Genomic DNA, 22,557 nt, shown 5'->3' on the forward strand with positions numbered 1-22,557 from the left:
TCCACCCAGACACCGGCCCAGCCCGATGACAGATCAGGCGGCGTGCTTCGGCGTCGCGGCGCCGGTCAGTTTGACGGTCCCGGGTCTGTGGACGACTACCTTCTTCATGGGTGCTCTTTTCGATCTATAGCTGAGGACCGCTCAATATCAACACGGCCTCGGCCAAACGACAACCCATTCCCCGGTAAGCCGTATTTCCATTTCATTTTGCGTTTTCGTCGCCGAGAATCGCGTCGACGAACACCTCCGGATCGAACGGCGCCAGGTCGTCGGGGCCCTCTCCGAGCCCGGCCAGCTTGACCGGAACCCCCAGCTCACGCTGGACCGAGATGACGATGCCGCCCTTGGCCGTGCCGTCGAGCTTGGTCAGTGCGATGCCGGTGATGTTGACCACCTCGGCGAACACCTGGGCCTGCCGCATCCCGTTCTGGCCGGTGGTGGCGTCGAGGACGAGGAGCACCTCGTCGACCGTGGCCTTCTTCTCGATGACCCGCTTGACCTTGCCCAGCTCGTCCATGAGGCCGGTCTTGGTGTGCAGGCGGCCGGCGGTGTCGATGATGACGACGTCGACCTTCTCCTCGATGCCCCTGGCCGTCGCGTCGAAGGCGACCGAGGCAGGATCGCCGCCCTCGGGCCCGCGTACGACGTCGGCGCCGACCCGGTCGCCCCAGGTCTGGAGCTGTTCGGTGGCCGCGGCCCGGAAGGTGTCCGCCGCGCCGAGCACGACCTTCTTGCCGTCACCTACCAGCGAGCGGGCCAGCTTGCCCGTGGTGGTGGTCTTGCCGGTGCCGTTGACGCCCACGACGAGCACGACGGCGGGCCGCTCGCCGTGCTTCTGGATGTGCAGCGTACGGTCCAGGTCGGGGTTGATCTGGGCGAGCAGTTGCTCCCTGAGCAGCTTGCGCACCTCCGCGGGGGTGCGGCTGCCGAGGACCTTGACCTTCGTGCGCAGCTCCTCGACCATGGCGCGCGTCGGCGCCACACCGACGTCGGCGGTGATCAGGCTCTCCTCGATCTCGTCCCAGACGTCGTCGTCGAGACGGTCGCGGGACAGCAGCTCCAGCAGGCCGCGCCCGAGCGCGCTCTGTGAGCGGGCCAGCCGGGAACGCAGCCGCACCATCCGGCCGGCGGACGGCGGCGGCACCTCGATTTCGGGCACGACGACAGCGGGTGGCGCCGGAGGCGGGAGCGTGGTGGTCGCCCCCTCACCTTCCTCCGCGCTGGGCGCCGGACGCTGCTCGGGGAGCGTGGGCGTCTGGGGCGGCTTGGGCGGCTCGACCGGCGGCGCGGCCTTGCCACCCGGCCTGAACAGCAGGAAAAGGCCGCCGGCCGCCAACAGGGCGACGACGACCACGATCACTATGACGCCGAGATAACCATCCACAACAGGTCAGTTTTCCAGATCGACCGGCATGCTGATGACCCGCGCCGCGCGGTCGGGGCCCATCGGGCCGGGACGAGGTCAGGCGGACTCGCGCTCCCGGAGCCGCTGGCTGACCACCTGAGTGACGCCGTCGCCGCGCATCGACACGCCGTAGAGGGCGTCGGCGATCTCCATCGTGCGCTTGTTGTGGGTGATGACGATCAGCTGCGAACTCTCCCGCAGCTCTTCGAAGAGCCTCAGCAGGCGCTGCGTGTTGGTGTCGTCGAGAGCCGCTTCGACCTCGTCCATCACGTAGAACGGGGACGGCCGCGCCTTGAAGATGGAGATCAGGAACGCCACCGCGGTCAGCGACCGCTCACCGCCCGACAGCAGCGACAGCCGCTTGACCTTCTTGCCGGGCGGCCTGGCCTCGACCTCGATGCCGGTGGTCAGCATGTCGGTGGGCTCGGTCAGCACCAGACGGCCGTCACCACCGGGGAACACCCGGGTGAAGATCTGCTCGAACTCCCGCGCCACGTCCTCGTAAGCCGAGGTGAACATCTGCTCCACCCGTTCGTCGACCTCCTTGACCACCAGCATGAGGTCGCGCCGGGTCTTCTTGAGGTCTTCGAGCTGCGAGTTGAGGAAGGCGTGCCGCTCCTCCAGCGCCGCGAACTCCTCCAGGGCCAGCGGGTTGACCTTGCCGAGCTGGTTCATCTGCTTCTCGGCGATCTTGGCCCGCTTCTCCTGCTCCTCGCGTACGTAGGGGATGGGCGGGTCGCCGGGGACCGGGGCCTCCGGGCCGTACTCGGAGATCAGTGACTCCTGCTCGACGCCGAACTCCTCCAGGGCGCGCTGCTGGAGCTGTTCGAGGCGGAGGCGCTGCTCGGTGCGGGCGACCTCGCTGCCGTGGACCCGGTTGACCAGCCGGTCGAGCTCCTGGCCGAGCTCGCGTACGTGCAGACGGACCTGCTTGAGCTCGGCGTCGATCGCGACGCGGGCCAGGTCGGCCTCGTCGCGTTCGCGGGCGGCGAGCTGGATGGACGCCCCCAGGGCCCTGAGCACCTGCTTGGCGCCCCTGCTCACAGCCTCGGCCACCGTCGCCTGCTGGCGGCGCCTGGCCCGCTGGGCGGCGGCCTGGGCACGCTCCTGGCGCTCGCGCTGGGCGGCCCTGATCAGGCCGTCGGCCCGGCCCTCGATGCCCTTGACCCGCTCCTCGGCGGTACGGACCTGCAGGCGGGTCTCCATCTCGCGCTGCCTGGCGACCTGGCAGGTGCCGGCCAGGTCGTCGCGGAGCTCGGTGGTCGGCTCGGTCTCCAGCTCCTGCGCGTATTCGGCCTCGGCCAGCCGGATCTCCAGCTCGGCCAGCTCCTCCAGGCCCTCGGCGCGGGACTCCTCGGCCGTCGTGACGTTCTTGGCGAGGCGCTGAGCCTCGTCGCGGGCGGCGTCGGCGGCGGCTTCGAGCTGGGCCAGCCGCTTGGCCGCCGCGGCGTTGCGCTGGTCGGCCTCGCGCTGCCGGGCTCTGACCTGGTCGAGTGTGCTCTGGGCGGTGTTGACCCCGGCCTGGGCGGTGCCCGCGGCGGACTGCGCCTCGTTGACGTGGGTCTGGGCCGACTCCAGGGCCAGCTGCGCGGCCTGCTCGGCGGCGGCGGCCTCGTCGAGGGCTTCGGCGGTCTCCTCGGCCCTGCCCTCGGCCTCCTCCAGGTCCGCGACAGCGTCGTCGAGCGCCGCCCGCACCTGCAGCACGGAGGTGCCGCCCTCGGAGCCACCGCTGGCCAGATGGGCGCCGACGAGATCGCCGCCCCTGGTCACGGCGCGCAGCCCGGGATGGCTGTCCACGATCGCACGGGCGGCATCGAGGTCGTCCACGACGACGACGTCTGCCAGGACGTGGTCCAGGGCGGCCCTGAGATGCTCGGGCACCGTCACCAGCGCCGCGGCCCACCGACTCCCCTGCGGCGCCGCCCCGCGAACTCGATCCGCGGCCTGCCTGTCGAGACCAGCCGCTGCGGCCTGTCCGTTGGTGTGCGCCACCAGGAGTGTCGCCTGGCCTGCCTCCTTGACGCGGAGCAGCTCCAGCGCGGCGAGCGCGGTGTCCACCGTCTTGACGGCGATGGCGTCGGCGATGGGCCCGAGAACGGCCGCGACAGCCGGCTCGGCGCCCGGGGTGACCTGCATCGACGCGGCCAGGGGACCGAGCACCCCGGCCAGGTCGGTCTCGAGGAGGGCCGCACCACCGTCGCCCTTGGCCAGGCCGAGCTCAAGGGCCTCGCAGCGGGCCCGGAGGGCGGCCACGGTCTGCTGGGCCTTCTGGTCGGTGGCGCGAGCCGTGCCGATGCCCGATCTGGCGGCCTGGAGGGCGGCTCGCGGCGCGTCGAGCGCGGACTTGGCCTGCTCGACGGCGGCGCGGGCCTCGTCGGCCGCCGCCTTGGCCTCGTCGACCAGCGCCTGGGCGGCGGCCAGCTCCGCGGCCAGCGCGGGATCGACGGCGGGCTCCTCCAGCCGCCGCGACTCCAGGTCTTCGCGGGCCTGGCGCTCCCGCCCGGCGGCCTCGGTCACGGCGCGGGTGAGGCGGCCGATCTCGTCCTCGGCGGCGCGCGCCCTGCTGCGTACGGAATCGACCTGGCCGCGCAGTCTGGCCAGGCCCTCGCGCCGGTCGGCGGCGGCCCGGGAGGCCATGGCGAGCCGCTGCTCCTCGGCGCTCAGCTCGGCCTCGGCCTCGGCGCGCCGCTGGACCGCCTCTTCCAGCAGGTCCTGGGCGTGCTCCAGCTCGGCCTGGAGGATCAGCTCGTGTTCGCGGGCCTCGGCCGCCTCGCGTTCGAGCTCCTCCGGATCGCGCCCGCGCCGCTCGATGGCGGCCGCGTCGAGCGCGTGCCGGTGCCGCTCGGCGGCCAGTTGTTCGAGGCCGGTGATGCGTTCGCGCAGGGAGGAGAGCCGGAAGTAGGTCTCCTGGGCGGCGGTCAGCCGGGGCTGGGCCTCGGCCTCGGCCGTCTCCAGGGCGGCCTCACGCTGCTGGCCCTCAGCCAGCTCGGACTCCACCCTGGTGCGCCGGGCCAGGATCGCCGCCTCGTCGGCCGCCTCGCGCTCAAGAGTCACGCGCAGGACGCACACGTCGTCGGCCAGCAGGCGCAGCCGGGCGTCGCGCAGGTCCGCCTGGATGACGGCGGCCTTGCGGGCGATCTCCGCCTGGCGGCCGAGCGGCTTGAGCTGGCGGCGCAGCTCGGTGGCGAGGTCCTGGACACGGGTGAGGTTGGCCTGCATCGCGTCGAGCTTGCGGAGCGCCTTCTCCTTGCGTTTGCGGTGCTTGAGCACGCCCGCGGCCTCTTCGATGAACGCCCGCCGGTCTTCGGGGCCCGCGTGCAGCACGGCGTCGAGCTGGCCCTGGCCGACGATGACGTGCATCTCGCGGCCGATGCCCGAGTCGGACAGCAGCTCCTGGATGTCGAGCAGGCGGCAGGTGTCGCCGTTGATGGCGTATTCGCTCTGGCCCGACCGGAACATCAGGCGGCTGATCGTGACCTCGGTGTAGTCGATCGGCAGCGCGCCGTCGGTGTTGTCGATGGTCAGCGTCACCTCGGCCCGGCCGAGCGGCGGCCTGGAGGAGGTGCCGGCGAAGATGACGTCCTCCATCTTGCCGCCGCGCAGCGACTTGGCGCTGTGCTCCCCCATGACCCAGGCCAGGGCGTCGACCACGTTGGACTTGCCGGAGCCGTTGGGGCCCACGACACAGGTGATGCCGGGCTCGAAGCGCAGGGCGGTCGCGGAGGCGAACGACTTGAAGCCGCGCAGGGTGAGGGTCTTCAGATACAAGACCACGCCCCCTTCTCCCTGAACCGAGCTTTCGCGAGGAAAGACTACTGGTGTTCACTGCCCTGCGAGGGCGTGTGCAGTCAGGGCTAGCGCAGGTTGGGCAAAGGAGGGATAAAGTTCGCTGAATATCCGCAAAATAACAAGGGACGCCTCTTCGAGACGTCCCTGGGTCGTGCGCTCCGGCACCCTTAGGTAAGTGCCGGCTCGCGCTCTTGCATACGGCTGAGCGCCTCGTCGCGGGTTTGCGCCGCAAGAGCGTCATTCGTGGCCTGGAGTCGGATGAGTTCTGCCTCCAAATCCCGGATCCGCTGTTGCAGACGGCGCATCTCCGAGACCATTCGAGGGTCAGGACCGCCGACGTGGCCGAGTAGAGCCTTCGCCATGGTAAAGGGTCCTCCACGCTGAGTGACCAGACTGGTTCGCGCACTTCTTATTCCGCGGGAGGGGTGCGCGTGGTACCTAACAAGAGTCGCACCGGCAGTGTGGGCGGTCAAGTCGAACGGGCCGCGTAGACCATCCCCCGGGCACTCCCGACATACAACTATACCCTATTTGGGCGGTTAAACGAAACCCCTCACCGCTCCACAAACCCCCCCAAACTACCTCGGGCTTCGCTCCAACGTTCCACCACTCCATCAACTCTGCCCGGCGTGTCGCAACCTCTGAGCAGCCCTAGGAGCTTGACGCAGGCCTCTTCGGAGCCTTCCATCACGACTTCCACCCGGCCGTCGGGGGTGTTCCTCGCCCACCCCGTGAGTCCGAGCTCCAGCGCCCGCGCGCGCGTCCACCATCGGAAGCCCACGCCCTGCACCCCCCCCCTCACCCACACCGTCAGCCTCACCATTGGGATCTCCCCTTTTTCCTTTGCGGCTCCGTGACCGCCGCACGAGGCTTCCGGTGCGGCGGGCCGGGCACCGTACCTCATTCTTCAGACCATCCATTACGGCCGGCCCGGTGGGCCCCACCCACCGCACGGGGCCGGGGCCCGTCCAGGGGCACGCTCCTCCGGTGGAGACGCCCGGGCGCCGCTACGTGCGCGCTCTTGACCGTCTTCTTCGGACCAGCTCAGCGGGGCTTCCGCTGGCAGGTCGGGCAGCTGTAGGACGAGCGGTTCATGAACGGGTCGCGCCTGATCGGGGTGCCGCAGCGGGAGCAGGGCTGGTCGCGTCTGCCGTAGACCTCCAGGGAGCGCTCGAAGTAGCCGCTCTCCCCGTTGACGTTGACGTAGAGGCTGTCGAAGGACGTCCCGCCCTGCAGGAGGGCGGCGCCCATGACCTGGCGGACGGCGGCCAGGAGCTCGGCGATCTTGGGGCGTGTGAGGGTCTGGGTGGGTCGTGCCCAGTGGAGTTTCGCCAGCCAGAGGGCCTCGTCGGCGTAGATGTTGCCGACTCCGCTGATCAACGACTGATCGAGCAGGGCCCGTTTGATCTCGGTCTTCTTCTTGCGGAGGTTCGTCGCGAACGCGTCGGCGTCGAACGACTTCTCGAACGGATCGGGGGCGATGTGCGCGATGGGCGCGGGAATGCCCTCGACCAGAGGGGTCAGCATGACGTGGCCGAACGTTCGCTGGTCCACGAAGCGGAGATCGGCGCCGCCATCGGTGAAGCTGAGCCGGACTCGCAGATGCTTCTCCAACGGCGAGTCGGGCGGCACGACGAGCAACTGGCCACTCATGCCCAGATGGGCCAGGAGCGCCTCCTCGTCGCCCGAGAGCGGCAGCCACAGGTATTTGCCGCGACGCTCCGCCGAGAGCACTGTGCGCTCTCTCAGGCGCGCGGAGAACTCCTCCGAGCCCGGCACGTGGCGTCTGGTGGCACGGGGATGGAGCACTTCGGCCGAGGCGATCTCCCGGCCGGCCACCCATTCGGCGAGGCCGCGGCGGACGACCTCGACCTCCGGAAGCTCTGGCACCTAGCCCGCCGGCTGGCTCTCGCGCTGCTCGCGGCGGGCCCTGATGCGGGTCCACGCCGCCTCGGCCGCCTGCTGCTCGGCCTCCTTCTTGCTGCGTCCGTTGCCCGAGCCGTAGGACTCGCCGCCCACCCGCACCTCGGCGGTGAAGGATTTGGCGTGGTCGGGGCCGCTCTCCTCGACGTGGTATTCGGGCACGCCGAGCGCCTCGGAGGCGGTGAGCTCCTGCAGCGAGGTCTTCCAGTCGAGGCCGGCGCCCAGCGACGCCGAGCGGACGATCAGCGGATCGAACAGCAGGTGCACGACCCGGAACGCCTCGTCCAGGCCCTTGTCGACGTAGACGGCGCCGATCAGCGCCTCCAGCGTGTCGGCCAGGATCGACGACTTGTCGCGGCCGCCCGTGCCCTCCTCGCCCCGGCCGAGCCGCAGGAACCGGCCCAGGCCGAGCGTGCGGGCCACGTCGGCCAGGGCACGCATGTTGACCACCGCGGCCCGCAGCTTGGCCAGCTGGCCTTCGGGCAGGTCGGGGTGGTTGCGGTAGAGGGTGTCGGTCACGACGAGGCCGAGCACCGAGTCGCCGAGGAACTCCAGGCGCTCGTTGGTGGGCAGGCCGCCGTTCTCGTACGCGTAGGAGCGGTGGGTCAGCGCCCGCTCCAGGATGTCGGCACCGAGGCCGACCAGCAGCACCCGCTCCAGCTCTTCTCTGGCGACCTCGACGGCCACCGGCTTAGGACCTGCGCCCACGTGCTTCCTCCTCGGACATCTTCACAAGGCGCGACGGCTGCGGAAGATGCCCGAAAACGTGGTGGGCGTCGGGGGGACTAGACCCCGGCGTCCACCACGGCCGCGGGCGAACCGCCACCGCACGCGTCAGACGGTAACGCCGACCGGGGCACCATGGCACCCGGTCGGCAGTGCGTCAACCCTTTGAGCGGTCACGGTCCGCTCACCAGGCGGTGCGATCAGGCGGACGGCTCGATCACCTGACGGCGGTTGTAGGTGCCGCAGGTCGGGCACGCGATGTGCGGCTGCTTCGGCGAACGGCACTGCGGGCAGCTCACCAGGGCGACAGCAGTCGTCTTCCACTGGGAGCGACGGGCGCGGGTGTTGCTCCGCGACATCTTTCGCTTCGGGACGGCCACGTCACTTCTCCTGATCGTTATCGTTCTCGGTAACCAGACCTTGCAACGACGCCCATCGGGCGTCGATCTTCTCGTGCCGGTGATCGTCGCCGGCCTCGGCCAGCTTGACCCCGCATTCCGTGCAGAGACCCGCGCAGTCTTCACCGCAGACGGGACTCAGCGGCAGTGCGAGCACCGCCGCGTCGCGGAACGTCGGCTCGAGGTCGAGCAGCTCGCCGTCGAGCAGCGAATCCTCCTCCGAGGCGTCCTCGTCGGAGTAGAAGAACAGCTCCTGCAGGTCGACCTCGATCTCCGAGGTGACCGGGTCCAGGCACCGCGCGCACTCCCCGGCGAGCGGGGCCTGCGCCGTGCCCGAGACGAGCACGCCTTCCATCACTGCTTCGAGCCGGAGATCCAGCTCGACTTCGGCGTCCTTGGGGACACCGATCATGTTGACGCCGAGATCCACCGGTGCCGGGAGGGACAGGGTCATCCGCTTCATCGAGCCCGGTCGCCTACCCAGGTCGTGAGTGGAGATCACCCAAGGGGAGCGGGGGTCGAGGTGCTGAGTCATCTGCTCTCGCTAGGCATGGCGAAATTATCGCCGTCGTACAAGGCCGAAATGAAAGGATAGCAGGTCGGCGTCAGCTCCTGAGCCGCTCGATGAGGAGCTCGTGGACCAGGTCAGGCACCAATCCGGACACGTCACCACCGTATCGAGCGATCTCTTTGACCCGGCTGGAGGACAGGAAAGAGTATTCGGGATTCGTCGGCATGAACAGCGTCTCAACCCCGGACAACCGGTAGTTGAGCTGCGCCATCTGCAGTTCGTAGTCGAAGTCGCTGACCACCCTGATCCCCTTGACGATCGCGGGGATGTCGTTCTGCTTGCAGAAGTCCACGAGCAGGCCATGGAACTTCTGGACCTTGACGTTCGCGTACTCCTTGGTCACGGTGTGCAGGACCTCGATCCGCTCGTCGACCGTGAACAGGCCGCTCTTCTCGAGGTTGATGAGCACTGCCACGGTCACCTCGTCATACAGCCGGGCGGCCCGGCCGATGATGTCAAGGTGACCGTTGGTGATGGGGTCGAACGACCCCGGGCAGACAACGCGGCGCAAGACGCCTCCCCAGGTCTACGGGTTCCCGGCGGCGCGACCGTACCAAACGGACGCTTCGCCGTAGCGACGGACCCTCTCCTCAACGTAGCCTTCAGGCCACACGAGGGACTTTCCCCTGCTTTCCCGCTCGAACGCCACCAAAGCCCCATCGGCCAACCAGCCGTTGTCGCGCAGGGACTCCAGCACACGTGTGACCTCACTGTCGGTGACGGCATAGGGAGGATCCGCGAAAACTATCCCGTATCCACCGTCCTCGGGCTTGGCCAGGAACCGCTCCACCTTGTCGGCCACCACCCGGGCCCCGTCCAGCGCCAGCGCCTCGACGTTCGCCTTGATCGTCCGGACGGCCTTCGGGTCGGACTCCACGAGCACCGCGCACTCCGCCCCCCGGGACAGCGCCTCCAGCCCGACGGCCCCCGAACCCGCGTACAGATCGATCACCCGGGCCCCCTCCAGCCCGTACAGGGAGTCGAGAGTCAAGAAGATCCCTTCTCGCGCCCTGTCACTGGTCGGCCTCGTCCCGCGCCCCGGCGGCACGGCCAGCCGCCTGCCACCCGCGCTCCCCGCGATGATCCGAGTCATGCGGGCCATTGTTCCGCATGTCCACGCAGGTCAAGAGTGGACAAGTGTCGGCCTCGAGTACGCAAGGGTGATTCCCATCGTGGGGAGGGTCTCGCATGATGGGTCCTGCGGCCTTCAAGGTGACCCAGTTGAAGGCCGACCGGCGTGATCGTGAGCCCTTCCGCACGCCGGTTCCCTCGGCACCTGACCCGAGGGTGGGCCCAGCCGGGGACGGCATTCGGGGGGAGGCCGTCCCCGCGGCTGGGAACTCTATCAACATCAAATTCAAGGGCTTTTTTGTTTTTACGGCACGGCCGGGTTGGCCGCCACACGCCATACGTGGCTGAGGGCCTCCAGGAAAACGGCCGCTGAACCCGCACATGGCTGGGCGCCGTTACGTGCGATTCTTACTCGGATTCCGTGGACTCAGGTCTTCTCCAGGTACTCCGCTTTTTCGTCTGCCAGTAGACGATCTATCTCCGCGCGCAGGGCGTCGTTCGAGGTCAGCCTTGGGTCGTCTGCCAGGAGGGCCGAAGCGTCTTCTCTCGCTGTTTCTATGACGTCCTCGTCGCGGAGGAGTTGGAGCAGCTTCAAGGACGAGCGCTTGCCTGACTGAGCCGCGCCCAGGACGTCGCCCTCGCGGCGTTGTTCGAGGTCTACGCGGGACAGCTCGAAGCCGTCCAGGGTGGCCGCCACCGCCGCCAGGCGGGCTCGGGCGGGGGTGCCCTCGGGGAAGTCGGAGATCAGGAGGCAGAGGCCGGGGAGGCCGCCGCGGCCTACTCTGCCGCGGAGTTGGTGGAGCTGGGAGACGCCGAAGCGGTCGGCGTCCATGATGATCATGACTGAGGCGTTGGGCACGTCCACGCCGACCTCGATGACCGTGGTGGCGACGAGGACGTCGAGCTCGCCGCGGGTGAAGGCGCGCATGATCGCGTCCTTCTCCTCCGGCGGGAGCTTGCCGTGCAGGACGCCCAGCCGGAGATCGTGGAAGGGCCCCTCGGAGAGCAGCTCGGCCACGTCGAGGACGGCCAGCGGCGGGCGCCGCTCCTCGTCGGACGACGGCGGCGCCTCCAGGTCCCCCTCGTCGCCCTCCAGATCGCCGATGCGGGGGCAGACGATGTAGGCCTGCCGCCCGAGTGCCACCTCCTCGCGGACCCGCTCCCAGGTGCGCTCCAGGAAGTGCGGCTTCTCGGCGGCGGGCACGACGTGAGTGGTGATGGGCGCCCGGCCCGAGGGCAGCTGCGACAGCGTCGAGACCTCCAGGTCGCCGAAGACCGTCATGGCGACCGTGCGCGGGATCGGGGTGGCGGTCATGACCAGCACGTGCGGACGTCCGCCGCCGGCCTTCTCGCGCAGCGCGTCACGCTGCTCCACGCCGAACCGGTGCTGCTCGTCGACCACGACCAGCCCCAGGTCGGCGAACTGGACGTGCTCCTGGAGCAGGGCGTGCGTGCCCACCACGATGCCCGCGGTGCCGGACGCGGCGTCGAGCAGCGCGGACCTGCGCGCGGCGGCGCCCATGGAGCCGGTGAGCAGGGTGACGGCCGTGCCGCCGAACATGCCGCCCTGCGCGAGGTCGCCCAGCATGCCGCTGATCGAGCGGTGGTGCTGCTGGGCCAGCACCTCGGTGGGCGCCAGCAGCACGGCCTGGCCGCCCGCGTCGACCACCTGCAGCATCGCGCGCAGCGCCACCACGGTCTTGCCCGCGCCCACCTCGCCCTGCAGCAGCCGGTGCATGGGGTGCTCAAGCGCCAGGTCGGCGGCGATCTCCTCGCCGACGAGCGCCTGCCCCTCGGTCAGCGTGAACGGGAGCCGCCCGTCGAAGTCGGCCAGCAGGCCGTCGGCGCGCCGGGGGCGCGGCCTGGCGGGCCACGCGGTCGCCGCCTGCCTGCGCTGCAGCAGCACGGCCTGCAGCACGAACGCCTCGTCGAACTTCAGCCGCTTGCGCGCCCGCTGCATGTCGGCGAAGTCCTTCGGCCGGTGGATGGCCACCAGCGCCTCGCCCAGCTCCTCCAGCCCGCGACGGGCCCGCAGCGAGGCGGGCAGCGGATCGTCGAGGGGCCCGAGCGTGTCGAGGACCACGCCGATCGCCCGCCTGATCGCCCACGGCGTCAGATCCTTGCCCGCCGGATAGATCGGGACGGGCGCCGCCGCGAAGTCCTCCGCGCTCGCCTCGCCCTCCTCGAACAGCTCGAACTCCGGATGCGACAGCTGCCAGCGCGGGTTGGTCCTGGACCCGAACAGGCCCACCTTCCCGGCGAACATGCCGCGCCGCCCGGGCTTGAGCCGCGACTCGGCCACGTGCGAGCCCTTGCCGAAGAACGCCAGGTAGATCTTGTTGCGCCCGCCGTCGACGACCTCGGCCTCCAGCCAGGTGCCGCCGCGGTTGCGCATGGGCTTGCGCATCAGCCTGGTGACCTCGCCCACCACGGTGACGTGCTCGTCGACCTCCAGCGCGTCGAGCGAGGTCAGCTCCCCGCGCTCGGCGTAGCGGCGTGGGTAGTGGCGCAGCAGGTCGCCGACCGTCTCCAGGCCGAGCACGCTGTGCAGCAGCTTGGCGGTCTTGGGGTCGAGCGCTTTCGTCAGGGGCTCGTCGAAACGGCTCACGGGACTATGTTCTACCGCTTGCGGCCGACAGGAATCATTCGACACCGATGAGCAGCGGGTAACCGCCCTGTTCTCCGTCGTAGACGACCAGGTCCACGTCGGGCCTCCCGGCCCCGAGGTGCGCTTCGACGTGCGCGGCCAGCCGTACCGGCGCGTCGGCGCCCGTGACCAGGGTGACCAGTTCGCCGCCGCCCGCCACCATCCGGTCCACGACGAGCGTGGCCACGTCCTCCAGCGTCTCGCCGATCACCGACACGTCGCCGTCGATCAGCCCGAGCACGTCGCCGGGACGGCACACGCCCGCGCTCGTGACCGCCTCGCGGTCGGCCACCACCAGGTGGCCGTGGCGCGTGTGCCCGGCCGCGTCCGTCATGGCCACCACGTCGTCGTCGAAGCGGCGCAGCGGATCGTGTACGGCCAGCGCGGCCAGACCCTGCACGGTCGCCCTGGTGGGCAGCACGCTGACCACGACGCCGTCCTCGCGGGCGATCTCGGCCGCCGCGGTCGCCACCGCCCCGGCGCCCTCGTCGTTCGGCAGCACCGCCACCTCGCTGCCCGCCTCCCGGATGGCGGCCAGCATCGCGGGCAGCGTGGGCCGCGTACCGGGATCACGGCGCACCACCACCGCGCCGCACTCCTCGAACAGCGCCGCGATCCCGTCACCCGCCGCGACCGACACCACTCCCCTGCCCGCGCTGGCCCGGTGCGTACGCTCGGCCAGGTAGGTGATCCTGATCCGGTGCGGCCGGCCCGCGCGCAGCGCCGCCTCGACCGCGGGACCGGCCTCGCCGACATGGACGTGGACGTTCCACAGGCCCCCGCCGCCGACCACCACGAGCGAGTCGCCCATCGCGTCGAGCTCCGCGCGCAGCTTGGCCACCGCGTCGTCGTCGGCGTCGAGCAGGTACATCACCTCGTAGCCGGCGCCCACCTCGGTCATCGGCGAGATCCGCGCGGTCGGCGCGGGCACGTCGTAGCGGTCGCTGTGGGAGTCGGTGATCACCCGTTCGAGCGACTCCAGGATGATCGCCAGCCCGGCGCCGCCCGCGTCCACGACGCCGCTGCGGGCCAGCACGTCGAGCTGTTCGGGCGTGCGCCGCAGCGCCGCGCGCGCCGCCCCGGCCGCCCGCCGCGCGACCGCCGCGAGGTCTCCCGTCACCTCCTGCACGGCCCGCGCCGCGGCCTCCAGCACGCTCAGCACGGTGCCCTCGACCGGCCTGGCCACGGCCTCTCTGGCCAGGCCGGCCGCACGCAGCAGCCCGGCGCGCAGGTCGGAGCCGTCCTTCAGCACCTCCGCGAGCCCGCGCAGCGCCTGGCTGACGATGACCCCCGAGTTGCCCCGGGCGCCGATCAGCGCGCCGTACGAGAGCGTCTGCCACATCACCGCGGCGTCCACGTCCTCGGGCAGCGCCTCGACCGCCTCGGCCGCGGAGAGCATGGTCAGGTGCAGGTTGGTGCCGGTGTCGCCGTCCGCGACCGGGAACACGTTGAGCGCGTCGATCTCCGCCCTGGCGCCGCCCAGCGCGTCGGTGGCCAGGCGTGCCCAGCGGCGTACGGCGGGCGGGTCGAGAACCTCCATCTGCGCGCTCCGACCTCCCAGCATGCGCTACCGTTCATGGAGGAGGATATCGCCGCATTTGGGCTCGTCTAGTGCTCGGGTTCGCGCCCAGTGGTGCGGATCGGATATTCTCGTCTGGCTGGCCGGGTGTCCCGGCATGCCCTTCGCCCGGAAAGCATCAAGCGGACAGGGCTACATCGACTGTTTTAAGGAGCGATACCGTGGCTTCCGTCTGCGATGTCTGCCGCAAGGGGCCGACCTTCGGCAACAACGTGTCCCACTCGCACCGCCGCACCCGTCGTCGTTGGAACCCCAACATTCAGACGGTCCGCGCGGTCATCGGCGGCACGCCGAAGAAGCTCAACGTGTGCACCTCGTGCATCAAGGCCGGCAAGGTCACCCGCTAGCCGGTTCCGACTTTCGCCAAAGCCCGCCTGCTCGGTTCCGAGCGGCGGGCTTTCGCCATGTTCGGTGTCGAGCACGGCGGGGGCGGATTCAGCGCCAGCGCCAGGCGTGGTCGACCGGGCCGATGCCGTCGCCGAGCGGGAAACCACTGGCGATGGCGCCCGTCACGTACTCCTTCGCTTTGCCCACCGCCGTCGGCACGTCGTCCCCCAGCGCGAGGCGGGCGGCGATCGCCGAGGCGAGCGTGCAGCCCGTACCGTGCGTGTGCCGGTTGTCCAGGCGCGGGGCCGAGAAGCGATACTCGCTCGTGCCGTCCGTGAGCAGGTCCACGGGCTCGCCGGGCAGGTGACCGCCCTTGATCAGGGCCCAGGTGGGGCCCAGCTCCAGGATGGCGTCCGCGGCGCGGCGCAGGCCGTGCTCGTCCTCGACCTTGACCGAGGTGAGCTGTTCGACCTCCCACAGGTTGGGCGTGACGACGGTGGCGACCGGCAGCAGCCGCGTCCTGACCGTATCGACGGCCTCGGGCGCCAGCAGCGGGTCGCCGTGCTTGGACACGCCCACCGGATCGACCACCACCGGCGCCGGGTACGCGCCGAGCACCTCCGCCACGACCTCGACCAGTCCCGGCGAGGCCAGCATGCCGGTCTTGACCGACTGCGCGCCGATGTCGCCGAGCACCGAGTCGAGCTGCGCCCGTACGGCCTCGGGCGGCAGCTCCCAGTAGCCCTGGACGCCCAGCGAGTTCTGGGCGGTCACCGCGGCGATGACGCTCATGCCGTGGACGCCCAGGGCGAGCATGGTCTTGAGGTCGGCCTGGATGCCCGCGCCGCCGCCGGAGTCGGATCCGGCGACGGTCAGCACGCGTGGAGGGGTCGTAACCGTCATATCGCCCATCCAACCATCTGGCCGATTAGTTGACGGCGCACTCCCCACCGACCAGGCCGCAGTTCACCGGTGCGGCGCCGCGGCCCGTGGCCGAGATCGTCAGCTGGGTGGAGCCGCCCGTGTCGAGCGACTCGGACAGATCGATGATCAGCTGATCGCCGTCCTGCGTCCACCCGGCGCCCGTCACGTCCAGCACCCGGCCGCGAATGGGCAGGGAGACCGTAAGCGACGGCAGCGCCTCCGCGGAGGCATTGACTACGTCCAGGTGCGCGGTGTAACCCACGAGCCCCTGGTTGACCACGTCGAAGTTCAGACTCACCGACTGGCCGCCCGCGGGGTTGGACGTGACGGTGGACTGGGGATCCACGGGAGCGCCCGTGTTGGGGTCGGTGATCGTCGTGGACTCCTCGGTCGGCTCCGTGAGGCTCTCCGTGGGGCTCGCGACCGGCTCTCTCGTGGGCCTGACCGGATCCTTCGTCTTCGTCTTGGTCGGCTTCGGCGTCGGTGTCGGTGAGGCACTACGGCGTGGCGTGTGCACGTTGACCGTGGCCGACGGCTTCGGGGTGTCCGCGGGCTTGCTCTCCTTCTCGGTCGGCTCGTCGGAGGGCTCCTCCGTGGGCTCCTCCTCCGGGGCCGACTCGGTGACCTTCGGGCCGGGCTGGTTCGAGACCTGTACGGCGGCACAGGTGGCGCCGGCGCACTTGGCCGGGTCGTCCGAGGAGCTCATGAACTTGACGCCGGCGACGGTGCCGCCCAGAACGACGGCCACGGCGGCGACCGAGAGCAGCGCCACCTTGCCCCGCCCGCCACTGGATGGTGCGGCGAGCATGTCGGGGTCGGCGGCCGGCTTCTTGCGGCCGCGGCGCCGGCGCGGCTCCGGCTCGTCGAGCGGCTCGTCCGAGGACCAGCCCGAGCCGAGGAAGCCGTTGTCGGCGTTGTCACCACTGTCCGCCCAGGCGGGCGTGGGCGCGTCGACCATGGTCGGCGCGCCGTACACCTTGATGTCGCCCGGCGCGGGCGGGTCGTTCGGCGGCGGCCCGAACGCCTCGTTGGAGCCGAAGACCTGGGTGGCGCCGAACGGCTCGTTGAAGTCACGCGTCTCGTTCGAGGAAGGCTCCCCGGCGAGGCCGGGGACGTCCCACTGCGGACGCGTGAAGGCGCCGGTCGTCTCGAACGGCCCATCCTGACGGTTCGGGCCGCCCGCTGGAGGTTGCTGCGGTTGGTTGAACGCGCCTTCGGGGGGTAGGAAGGCCCCCGTGGTCTCGGTAGGCCCTTCCGGAAACGCGCCCGGCCCCCCAGGAGGGCCTGCGGGCCGCGTGAAGGAGTCCTCGGGACGCATGAACGCACCCGGAGCCCCCTCGGGCCGGGTGAAGCTCCCTGCGGGGCCTTCCGGGCGTGTGAACACGCTCGCGGGTTCGGAGGACGACTCCGGGGGCCTGCCCGCGGCCTTCGACCGCGGCGGCGGCGCGAACGCGCCCGTCGTCTCGAACGGGTCAGGCCGTGCGTCGGGAGCCGGTCCGGCCGGGGCCGGTCCGCCTTCCCGTTGCGGCATCGGTGCCCACTGACCCGTCACCTCGACCTGGTCCGGCGGCGAGGGCCAGCCTGGCGGCTCGGCCCCTTGCTCGTCCGGGCCCCAGAAGGCGCTCTTGGCGGTCGGATCCGGGACGGCGGCCCACCTCGCGGCGGGGTCGGTGGTGAACCTGAGGTCCTGAGAGTCGTCGGAGCCCTCGTCCCCCCATTCATCCTCGTCGTCGGATCCACCTGTGCCGTGGCGGCCCATATGGCTGCCCTTTCTGCCGGTTACAGTGGCCGCCAATCTTCATAACACCTTTACTACGGCTTTGTCCCAACATTCCCCGTAGTCACACCCCAAATCCGCCAAATCTTACACAAATCGCGCCAGAATGTCACGCAAAGTGATCCCATCCGGCATGACCAGTTTCGCGGCCTCGGACGACCACGCCCTGACCTGCGATGATCTCTCCCACGATCCGCCACGAAGGCGGGAGCACCACCTCTGCGGGGAAGACCGCCGCGAGCGCGTGATCCTCGCCCCCACCGAGGATCCAGTCCAGCGGATCGGCCCCCAGCTCCTTGGCCGCCGCCGCCACCGGCTCCCCCACGACGAACGCGGCCGGGTCCAGCTCGACGCGCACGCCACTGGCCGCCGCGATGTGCCCGAGGTCCTGAAGCAGCCCGTCGCTCACGTCGAGCATCGCGGCGGCCCCCAGCTCCGCCGCCTCGGGTCCTGCGGAGTAGGGCGGGCACGGGCGCCGATGCGCGGCCACGGCCTCCCAGAGCGCCTCCTGCGACGGGGAGAGGGGCATCCCCTCCGAAGCCACCCACCCGGACTCCAGCAGCGCCAGCCCCGCGGCGGCGTACCCGAGACGCCCGGCCACGGCCACCACCTGCCCTGGCCGCGCGCCCGACCGGGTCACCGGCGCCCGGCCGCCCAGGTCGCCGAGCGCGGTCACCCCGATGACGACCAGCTCGCTGCGTGCGATGTCGCCGCCCACGACGCTCGCCCCCACCACCGCGCACTCCTCGCGGAAGCCGTCGGCGAGCGCGTCGAGCCACTCGACGGGCAGGTCCGGGGGCATCCCCAGGCCGACCACGATGGAGGTCGGCACGGCCCCCATGGCAGCCACATCCGAAAGGTTCTGAGCTGCGGCTTTACGACCTACGTCGTACCCGCTGGACCAATCGCGGCGAAAGTGCCTACCCTCGAGTAGCAGATCCGTAGACACCACTACGCGTCCGTCGGGCGCACTGACCATCGCGGCGTCGTCGCCGGGACCGAGCAGCACCGTCGCACCTTGCGGCAATCGTCCGGAAATACGAGACACCGCTCCGAATTCGCCGAGATCTCCGACTGTGATGACGCACCTCCTGACGCACACAGGGTACGGTGGCCCTTCGGCGTGATCGAATCGCCCGGGAGGACGTAATGGTGCAGGCCTACATCCTTATTCAGACCGAGGTCGGCAAGGCCGCGAGCGTGGCCCTCGAGATTTCCGGCATCCCGGGAGTCACACAGGCGGAAGACGTCACCGGCCCCTATGACGTGATCGTGCGGGCGGAGGCCAACAACGTCGACGAACTGGGCAAGCTGGTGGTCGCCCAGATTCAGGCCGTGGAGGGCATCACGCGTACGCTGACGTGCCCGATCGTGCACATCTGAGGTAAATCTAGTTCATGCGCCGCACCACTGTCCTGCTCGCCCTGCTGGCCCTCGCCGGGTGCGGCGGTGCCGTGCGAGTGGAGCCGCCCAAGCCATCGGCCGAGGCGGCGGCGGTCTGCGTGAGCCTGGCCGGGCGGCTGCCCAAGACGCTCGACGGCGCCCCACGCGGTGAGTCCACGCCCGCGTCGCCGTACGTGGCGGTCTGGGGGGAGGCGGAGATCGCGCTCCGGTGCGGTGTGCCGCGCCCCGCGCGGATGGCGCCGACCGACACGCTGCAGGAGATCGACGGCGTGGGCTGGTTCGCCGACCCCGACCGACCGACCCTGTACACCGCGATCGCGGACCCCGCCTATGTCGAGGTCACGATCGCGGGCACACACGTGGCCCCCTCGGTCCTCGCGGACCTGTCGGGGCCGATCGGCAAGGTGTCAGCGCAGTCCGGGTGACCGGTTCAGCGCGAGCTGGATGAGCCGGTCGACCAGCGCCGGGTAGGACAGCCCCGAAGCGGCCCACAGCTGCGGCGCCACCGACAACGAGGTGAACCCGGGCATGGTGTTGATCTCGTTGAAGACCAGCTCCCCCTCGGGCGTGTAGAAGAAGTCGACCCGCGACAGCCCCTCGCAGTCGAGCGCCTCGAACGCGCGCACGGCCATCGCCCGCAGCTCCTCGGCCACCGCCTCCGGCAGGTCGGCGGGCACGGTGAGCGACATCTGGTCGGGGTAGTACTTGGCCTCGAAGTCGAAGAACTCCTGGCCGCCCTGGACCCTGACCTCGCCGGGCGTCGACGCGATCGCGGGCTCGTCGCCGAGCGATTCGAGCACCGCGCACTCGATCTCGCGCCCTTCGATGGCGGCCTCGATGAGCACCTTGGGATCGTGCTCGCGGGCGAACTCGACCGCCCGCTCCAGCGAGGCCCGGTCGTGCGCCTTGGAGATGCCCTGTGACGACCCGGCCCTGGCCGGCTTGACGAACACCGGCCAGCCGAGCCCCTCGGCCTCCTTCAGCACCCGGTCACGGTCCAGCCGCCAGTCACGCTCGCGTACCACCACGTAACGCCCGATCGGCAGCCCGGCGGCGGCCATGACCGTCTTCATGTGGGCCTTGTCCATGCCCACCGCGCTGGCCAGCACGCCGGAGCCGACGTAGCGCACCCCGGCCATCTCCAGCAGGCCCTGGATCGTGCCGTCCTCGGCGAACGGGCCGTGCATGACGGGGAAGACCACGTCGACGTCGCCCAGCTCGACGGGGATGCTGCCCGGGTCGTAGGCCACCAGCGAGTTGCCGCCTGACGGCAGCGCCAGGGCCGCGCCGGTGGTGTCGACGGCGGGCAACTCGCCGGCCTCGATGGCGAACCGCTGGTCTGCCGCGGCCAGCACCCACCTGCCGTCCTGGGCGATCCCGATGGGGATCACCTCGTACTTGCTCCTGTCGATCGCCTCCAGCACGCTGCCGGCTCCCATGAGGGATACGGCATGCTCGGAATTGCGACCTCCGAAAACGACGGCGACGCGTGGCTTGCTCATGACGTCCGAATCTACCGGCGCGTACCCAGGACAGCGAGTCAAGCGCGCGGTCACGTACTCAAACGCCGTAACGCTCGGGCTTGGGCGAGCGGGACATGAGCAGCATCCCGGCCTCGCTCGGCGACATGCCGTCATGCACCACGCCCACGACGACCTCGGTGATCGGCATCTCCACGTCGTGCTTCCTGGCCAGTTCGAGCACGGACTCGCAGGACTTGACGCCCTCGGCGGTCTGCTTGGTGGCGGCGATGACCTCGGCGAGCGTCATGCCGCGGCCGAGGTTCTCGCCGAACGTGCGGTTGCGCGACAGCGGCGAGGTGCAGGTGGCCACCAGGTCGCCCATCCCGGCCAGTCCGGCGAAGGTGTGCGGGTCGGCCCCGAGCGCCGCGCCCAGCCGGGAGATCTCGGCCAGTCCCCTGGTCATCAGCATGGCGCCGACGTTGTCGCCCATCCCCATGCCCGCGGCCACGCCGACGGCCAGCGCGATCACGTTCTTGACCGCGCCGCCCAGCTCGACGCCGACCACGTCGGTGTTGGTGTAGGGGCGGAACCACGGCGGCAGGTGGCAGACGTCCTGCAGCCGCGCGGCGACGCCCTCGTCCGCACTGGCCACGACCGTGGCGGCGGGCTGGCGCTGGGCGATCTCCTTGGCCAGGTTGGGGCCCGAGACGACGGCGACCCGGTCCTCGGGCACCCCCGCCACCTCGCGGATGACCTCGCTCATCCGCTTGGTCGTGCCGAGCTCGATGCCCTTCATCAGGCTGACCAGGACCGCGTCGCGCGGGATGTGCTCGCGCCAGGCGGCCAGGTTGGGCCGCAGCGACTGGGACGGCACGGCGAGCACCACGAAGTCGGCGCCGTCGAGCGCCTCGGCCGGGTCGGTCGTCGCGCGCAGCGAGGTGGGCAGCGCCACACCGGGCAGGTAGTCGAGGTTGGTGTGGCTGCGCTCGATCCCCGCGACCAGCTCCGGCCGGCGGCCCCACAGCACGGTCCGGTTGCCGGCCTCGGCCAGGATCATCGCGAACGTGGTGCCCCACGAACCGGTGCCGAACACGGCCACCTTCGTCATGCCGTCACCGCCCGGCGGGGTCGTAGGGAGCCTCAGGGGCCTTCTGCCCGCGCAGCTCGGCGAGCTGCGCGGTGATCGCCATCATGATGTCGTGGGTGGCCGCGCGCAACACCTCGGCCTCCGGCGGCTTGCCGGTGTACGCCGACAGGTCGACCGGCGGCCCCACCATCACGCGGAACGTCTTGCGCGGGAACAGTCTGAGCCGTTTGTCCCCATAAGGCAGCAGCTCTTGCGCGCCCCAGTGGGCCACCGGGATCACCGGCGCGCCACTGGCCAGGGCCAGCCGCGCCGCGCCCGTCTTGCCGACCATGGGCCACAGGTCGGGATCCCTGGTGCAGGTGCCCTCGGGGTAGAAGAAGATCGCGGCGCCGTCCTTCAGCCGCGCCGACGACTCGTTCAGCGACTTGGCCGCATCGTTGCTGCCCCGCTCGACCGGGATGGCCCGCAGTGAGCGGACGGCGTGGCCGAGGAGTGGCACCTTGAACAGCACGGACTTGGCCAGGATGACCGGCCAGCGCCCGTTGTTGTAGAGGAAGTGCGACAGCAGGACGGGGTCGGTCCAGGAGAGGTGGTTCGCCGCGATGATCACGCCGCCGGTGCGGGGGATGCGCTCGCCCCTGCGCCAGTCCTTCTTGATCAGGAGCCATGACAGTGGTTTCACGATCACTACGGCCAGGGTCTCCCAGAAACGCGATGGGCGCGTGGGGCGGCTCATGATCTCCTCCTACGGTCTGCGCCCCAAGTCTCCCGGTTGGCCGCATGGGATGTCGAGGCGCGATGCTTAACCCTATGAGCATCCGCTGGTCACTGGTCATTCCGGTGAAGACGCTGGTCGCGGCCAAGACGCGGCTGGCGGCCGCCACGGGCCCCCACCGCACCCGGCTGGCCGTCGCCGTCGCCTGCGACACCGTCGCGGCGGCGCTCTCCTGCCCGCTGGTGGCCCGGGTAATCGTGGTGACCGCCGACCCGGCCGCCGCCGGGCCGCTGACCGCGCTGGGCGCCGAGGTGGTGCACGACCCCGACCGCGGCCTCAACACCGCCCTGCGCACGGGCGCGGCGCACGCCGTGCGGCTCGCGCCCGGCGACGCGGCCGGCGCCCTGCAGGCCGACCTGCCCGCGCTGCGCCCGGCGGAGCTGACCACCGCGCTGGCCTGCGCCGCGGAGTTCGACCAGTCCTTCGTGCCCGACGCGCTCGATGTCGGCACCACCTTCTACGGGGTACGGCCGGGCCGCCCGTTCACGCCGCGCTTCGGCGGGGAGTCGCGGGCCAAGCACCTGGCGGGCGGCGCCAAGGAGCTGTGCCCGGAGGGCATCGACTCGGTCAGGCGCGACGTGGACACCCCCGACGACCTGCGTGCCGCCATCGCCCTGGGGCTGGGGCGGCACACCGCCGCGGTGGTCGCCGAGCTGTGGCCGCCTTCGTGACGCCCTCGCCGCGCCGGCCT

Annotated in this window: 22 protein-coding genes; 4 read left to right on the top strand and 18 right to left on the bottom strand. The window is 70.7% G+C overall.

Translation table 11 applies throughout. The features are described 5' to 3' along the window. Positions 1-202: 202 nt before the first annotated feature. From ftsY to AB0B91_RS23445, 12 genes are all read right to left on the bottom strand, one after another. Positions 203-1,384 carry a signal recognition particle-docking protein FtsY gene (gene ftsY / locus AB0B91_RS23390; RefSeq protein ID WP_358323112.1) on the bottom strand — a complete coding sequence of 394 codons (1,182 nt, stop codon included), beginning with the start codon at positions 1,382-1,384 and terminating at the stop codon, positions 203-205. A 78-nt stretch (positions 1,385-1,462) separates the two neighbouring features. After that, on the bottom strand, positions 1,463-5,173 hold the full coding sequence (gene smc, locus AB0B91_RS23395; RefSeq protein ID WP_358323582.1) for a chromosome segregation protein SMC: 3,711 nt from the start codon (positions 5,171-5,173) through the stop codon (positions 1,463-1,465). 188 nt (positions 5,174-5,361) lie between these two features. Then, positions 5,362-5,556: a hypothetical protein gene (locus AB0B91_RS23400; protein ID WP_090938435.1), complete on the bottom strand. Its 195-nt coding sequence runs from the start codon at positions 5,554-5,556 to the stop codon at positions 5,362-5,364. Between the two features lie 191 nt (positions 5,557-5,747). Further along, the gene (locus AB0B91_RS23405) at positions 5,748-6,023 is read right to left on the bottom strand and encodes an acylphosphatase (protein WP_358323585.1); all 276 of its coding nucleotides are present in this window, start codon (positions 6,021-6,023) and stop codon (positions 5,748-5,750) included. Between the two features lie 215 nt (positions 6,024-6,238). Next, positions 6,239-7,084, bottom strand: a complete 846-nt coding sequence (mutM, locus tag AB0B91_RS23410; protein ID WP_358323115.1) for a bifunctional DNA-formamidopyrimidine glycosylase/DNA-(apurinic or apyrimidinic site) lyase — start codon at positions 7,082-7,084, stop codon at positions 6,239-6,241. Then, entirely contained in the window at positions 7,085-7,804 is a 720-nt protein-coding gene (gene rnc / locus AB0B91_RS23415) for a ribonuclease III (RefSeq protein WP_358323588.1), read from the bottom strand. A gap of 239 nt (positions 7,805-8,043) precedes the next feature. Continuing rightward, the gene (gene rpmF / locus AB0B91_RS23420) at positions 8,044-8,223 is read right to left on the bottom strand and encodes a 50S ribosomal protein L32 (protein WP_033409409.1); all 180 of its coding nucleotides are present in this window, start codon (positions 8,221-8,223) and stop codon (positions 8,044-8,046) included. A gap of 1 nt (position 8,224) precedes the next feature. Beyond that, complete coding sequence (locus tag AB0B91_RS23425; protein ID WP_358323117.1) at positions 8,225-8,671, bottom strand: YceD family protein; 447 nt, start codon at positions 8,669-8,671, stop codon at positions 8,225-8,227. Positions 8,672-8,846: 175 nt separating this feature from the next. Next, a complete protein-coding gene (coaD, locus tag AB0B91_RS23430) occupies positions 8,847-9,323 on the bottom strand; it encodes a pantetheine-phosphate adenylyltransferase (protein ID WP_219530151.1) in 477 nt (158 codons plus the stop codon). A 15-nt stretch (positions 9,324-9,338) separates the two neighbouring features. Then, a complete protein-coding gene (gene rsmD, locus AB0B91_RS23435) occupies positions 9,339-9,905 on the bottom strand; it encodes a 16S rRNA (guanine(966)-N(2))-methyltransferase RsmD (RefSeq protein ID WP_358323120.1) in 567 nt (188 codons plus the stop codon). A gap of 405 nt (positions 9,906-10,310) precedes the next feature. Then, entirely contained in the window at positions 10,311-12,491 is a 2,181-nt protein-coding gene (gene recG / locus AB0B91_RS23440) for an ATP-dependent DNA helicase RecG (RefSeq protein WP_358323123.1), read from the bottom strand. A 34-nt stretch (positions 12,492-12,525) separates the two neighbouring features. Continuing rightward, positions 12,526-14,070 carry a DAK2 domain-containing protein gene (locus AB0B91_RS23445; RefSeq protein ID WP_358323126.1) on the bottom strand — a complete coding sequence of 515 codons (1,545 nt, stop codon included), beginning with the start codon at positions 14,068-14,070 and terminating at the stop codon, positions 12,526-12,528. A gap of 200 nt (positions 14,071-14,270) precedes the next feature. Between AB0B91_RS23445 and rpmB the strand changes: the two genes are divergently transcribed. Then, on the top strand, positions 14,271-14,456 hold the full coding sequence (gene rpmB, locus AB0B91_RS23450) for a 50S ribosomal protein L28 (protein ID WP_049556934.1): 186 nt from the start codon (positions 14,271-14,273) through the stop codon (positions 14,454-14,456). 88 nt (positions 14,457-14,544) lie between these two features. On the opposite strand, the gene thiD is transcribed toward rpmB, so the two are convergent. The 3 genes from thiD to AB0B91_RS23465 form a co-directional block, all read right to left on the bottom strand. Beyond that, on the bottom strand, positions 14,545-15,348 hold the full coding sequence (gene thiD / locus AB0B91_RS23455) for a bifunctional hydroxymethylpyrimidine kinase/phosphomethylpyrimidine kinase (protein ID WP_358323128.1): 804 nt from the start codon (positions 15,346-15,348) through the stop codon (positions 14,545-14,547). A 16-nt stretch (positions 15,349-15,364) separates the two neighbouring features. Next, on the bottom strand, positions 15,365-17,155 hold the full coding sequence (locus AB0B91_RS23460) for a hypothetical protein (protein WP_358323131.1): 1,791 nt from the start codon (positions 17,153-17,155) through the stop codon (positions 15,365-15,367). Between the two features lie 91 nt (positions 17,156-17,246). After that, positions 17,247-18,239 (bottom strand): thiamine-phosphate kinase, encoded by a 993-nt coding sequence (locus AB0B91_RS23465; RefSeq protein ID WP_358323134.1) that lies wholly within the window; start codon positions 18,237-18,239, stop codon positions 17,247-17,249. A gap of 47 nt (positions 18,240-18,286) precedes the next feature. Between AB0B91_RS23465 and AB0B91_RS23470 the strand changes: the two genes are divergently transcribed. Both AB0B91_RS23470 and AB0B91_RS23475 read left to right on the top strand, forming a co-directional pair. Next, complete coding sequence (locus tag AB0B91_RS23470; protein WP_219530137.1) at positions 18,287-18,520, top strand: Lrp/AsnC ligand binding domain-containing protein; 234 nt, start codon at positions 18,287-18,289, stop codon at positions 18,518-18,520. A 14-nt stretch (positions 18,521-18,534) separates the two neighbouring features. Continuing rightward, the gene (locus tag AB0B91_RS23475; RefSeq protein WP_358323136.1) at positions 18,535-18,966 is read left to right on the top strand and encodes a DUF3515 domain-containing protein; all 432 of its coding nucleotides are present in this window, start codon (positions 18,535-18,537) and stop codon (positions 18,964-18,966) included. On the opposite strand, the gene AB0B91_RS23480 is transcribed toward AB0B91_RS23475, so the two are convergent. Genes AB0B91_RS23480 through AB0B91_RS23490 form a run of 3 tightly spaced genes read right to left on the bottom strand, consistent with a single transcriptional unit; the run spans position 18,949 to position 21,827 of the window. Beyond that, positions 18,949-20,043 carry a D-alanine--D-alanine ligase family protein gene (locus AB0B91_RS23480; protein ID WP_358323138.1) on the bottom strand — a complete coding sequence of 365 codons (1,095 nt, stop codon included), beginning with the start codon at positions 20,041-20,043 and terminating at the stop codon, positions 18,949-18,951. The two genes, AB0B91_RS23475 and AB0B91_RS23480, sit on opposite strands and share 18 nt — an antisense overlap. A gap of 58 nt (positions 20,044-20,101) precedes the next feature. Beyond that, positions 20,102-21,112: an NAD(P)H-dependent glycerol-3-phosphate dehydrogenase gene (locus tag AB0B91_RS23485; RefSeq protein WP_214636947.1), complete on the bottom strand. Its 1,011-nt coding sequence runs from the start codon at positions 21,110-21,112 to the stop codon at positions 20,102-20,104. 4 nt (positions 21,113-21,116) lie between these two features. Next, positions 21,117-21,827, bottom strand: a complete 711-nt coding sequence (locus AB0B91_RS23490) for a lysophospholipid acyltransferase family protein (RefSeq protein ID WP_358323140.1) — start codon at positions 21,825-21,827, stop codon at positions 21,117-21,119. Positions 21,828-21,901: 74 nt separating this feature from the next. Between AB0B91_RS23490 and cofC the strand changes: the two genes are divergently transcribed. Continuing rightward, positions 21,902-22,537 (top strand): 2-phospho-L-lactate guanylyltransferase, encoded by a 636-nt coding sequence (gene cofC, locus AB0B91_RS23495; protein WP_358323141.1) that lies wholly within the window; start codon positions 21,902-21,904, stop codon positions 22,535-22,537. Positions 22,538-22,557: the final 20 nt, after the last annotated feature.

Origin of the sequence: Nonomuraea sp. NPDC049141 (assembly GCF_040648415.1) — a bacterium.
In the GTDB taxonomy this organism is placed as follows: Bacteria; Actinomycetota; Actinomycetes; order Streptosporangiales; family Streptosporangiaceae; genus Nonomuraea.

What these genes read in the sequence shown, in the direction of transcription:
- AB0B91_RS23400 (WP_090938435.1), bottom strand. Translation starts at nt 5,556, where the DNA reads ATGGCGAAGGCTCTACTCGGCCACGTCGGCGGTCCTGACCCTCGAATG.
- AB0B91_RS23480 (WP_358323138.1), bottom strand. Translation starts at nt 20,043, where the DNA reads ATGAGCAAGCCACGCGTCGCCGTCGTTTTCGGAGGTCGCAATTCCGAG.
- AB0B91_RS23445 (WP_358323126.1), bottom strand. Translation starts at nt 14,070, where the DNA reads ATGGAGGTTCTCGACCCGCCCGCCGTACGCCGCTGGGCACGCCTGGCC.
- cofC (WP_358323141.1), top strand. Translation starts at nt 21,902, where the DNA reads ATGAGCATCCGCTGGTCACTGGTCATTCCGGTGAAGACGCTGGTCGCG.
- rsmD (WP_358323120.1), bottom strand. Translation starts at nt 9,905, where the DNA reads ATGACTCGGATCATCGCGGGGAGCGCGGGTGGCAGGCGGCTGGCCGTG.
- AB0B91_RS23490 (WP_358323140.1), bottom strand. Translation starts at nt 21,827, where the DNA reads ATGAGCCGCCCCACGCGCCCATCGCGTTTCTGGGAGACCCTGGCCGTA.
- AB0B91_RS23485 (WP_214636947.1), bottom strand. Translation starts at nt 21,112, where the DNA reads ATGACGAAGGTGGCCGTGTTCGGCACCGGTTCGTGGGGCACCACGTTC.
- AB0B91_RS23470 (WP_219530137.1), top strand. Translation starts at nt 18,287, where the DNA reads ATGGTGCAGGCCTACATCCTTATTCAGACCGAGGTCGGCAAGGCCGCG.
- AB0B91_RS23475 (WP_358323136.1), top strand. Translation starts at nt 18,535, where the DNA reads ATGCGCCGCACCACTGTCCTGCTCGCCCTGCTGGCCCTCGCCGGGTGC.
- thiD (WP_358323128.1), bottom strand. Translation starts at nt 15,348, where the DNA reads ATGGGCGATATGACGGTTACGACCCCTCCACGCGTGCTGACCGTCGCC.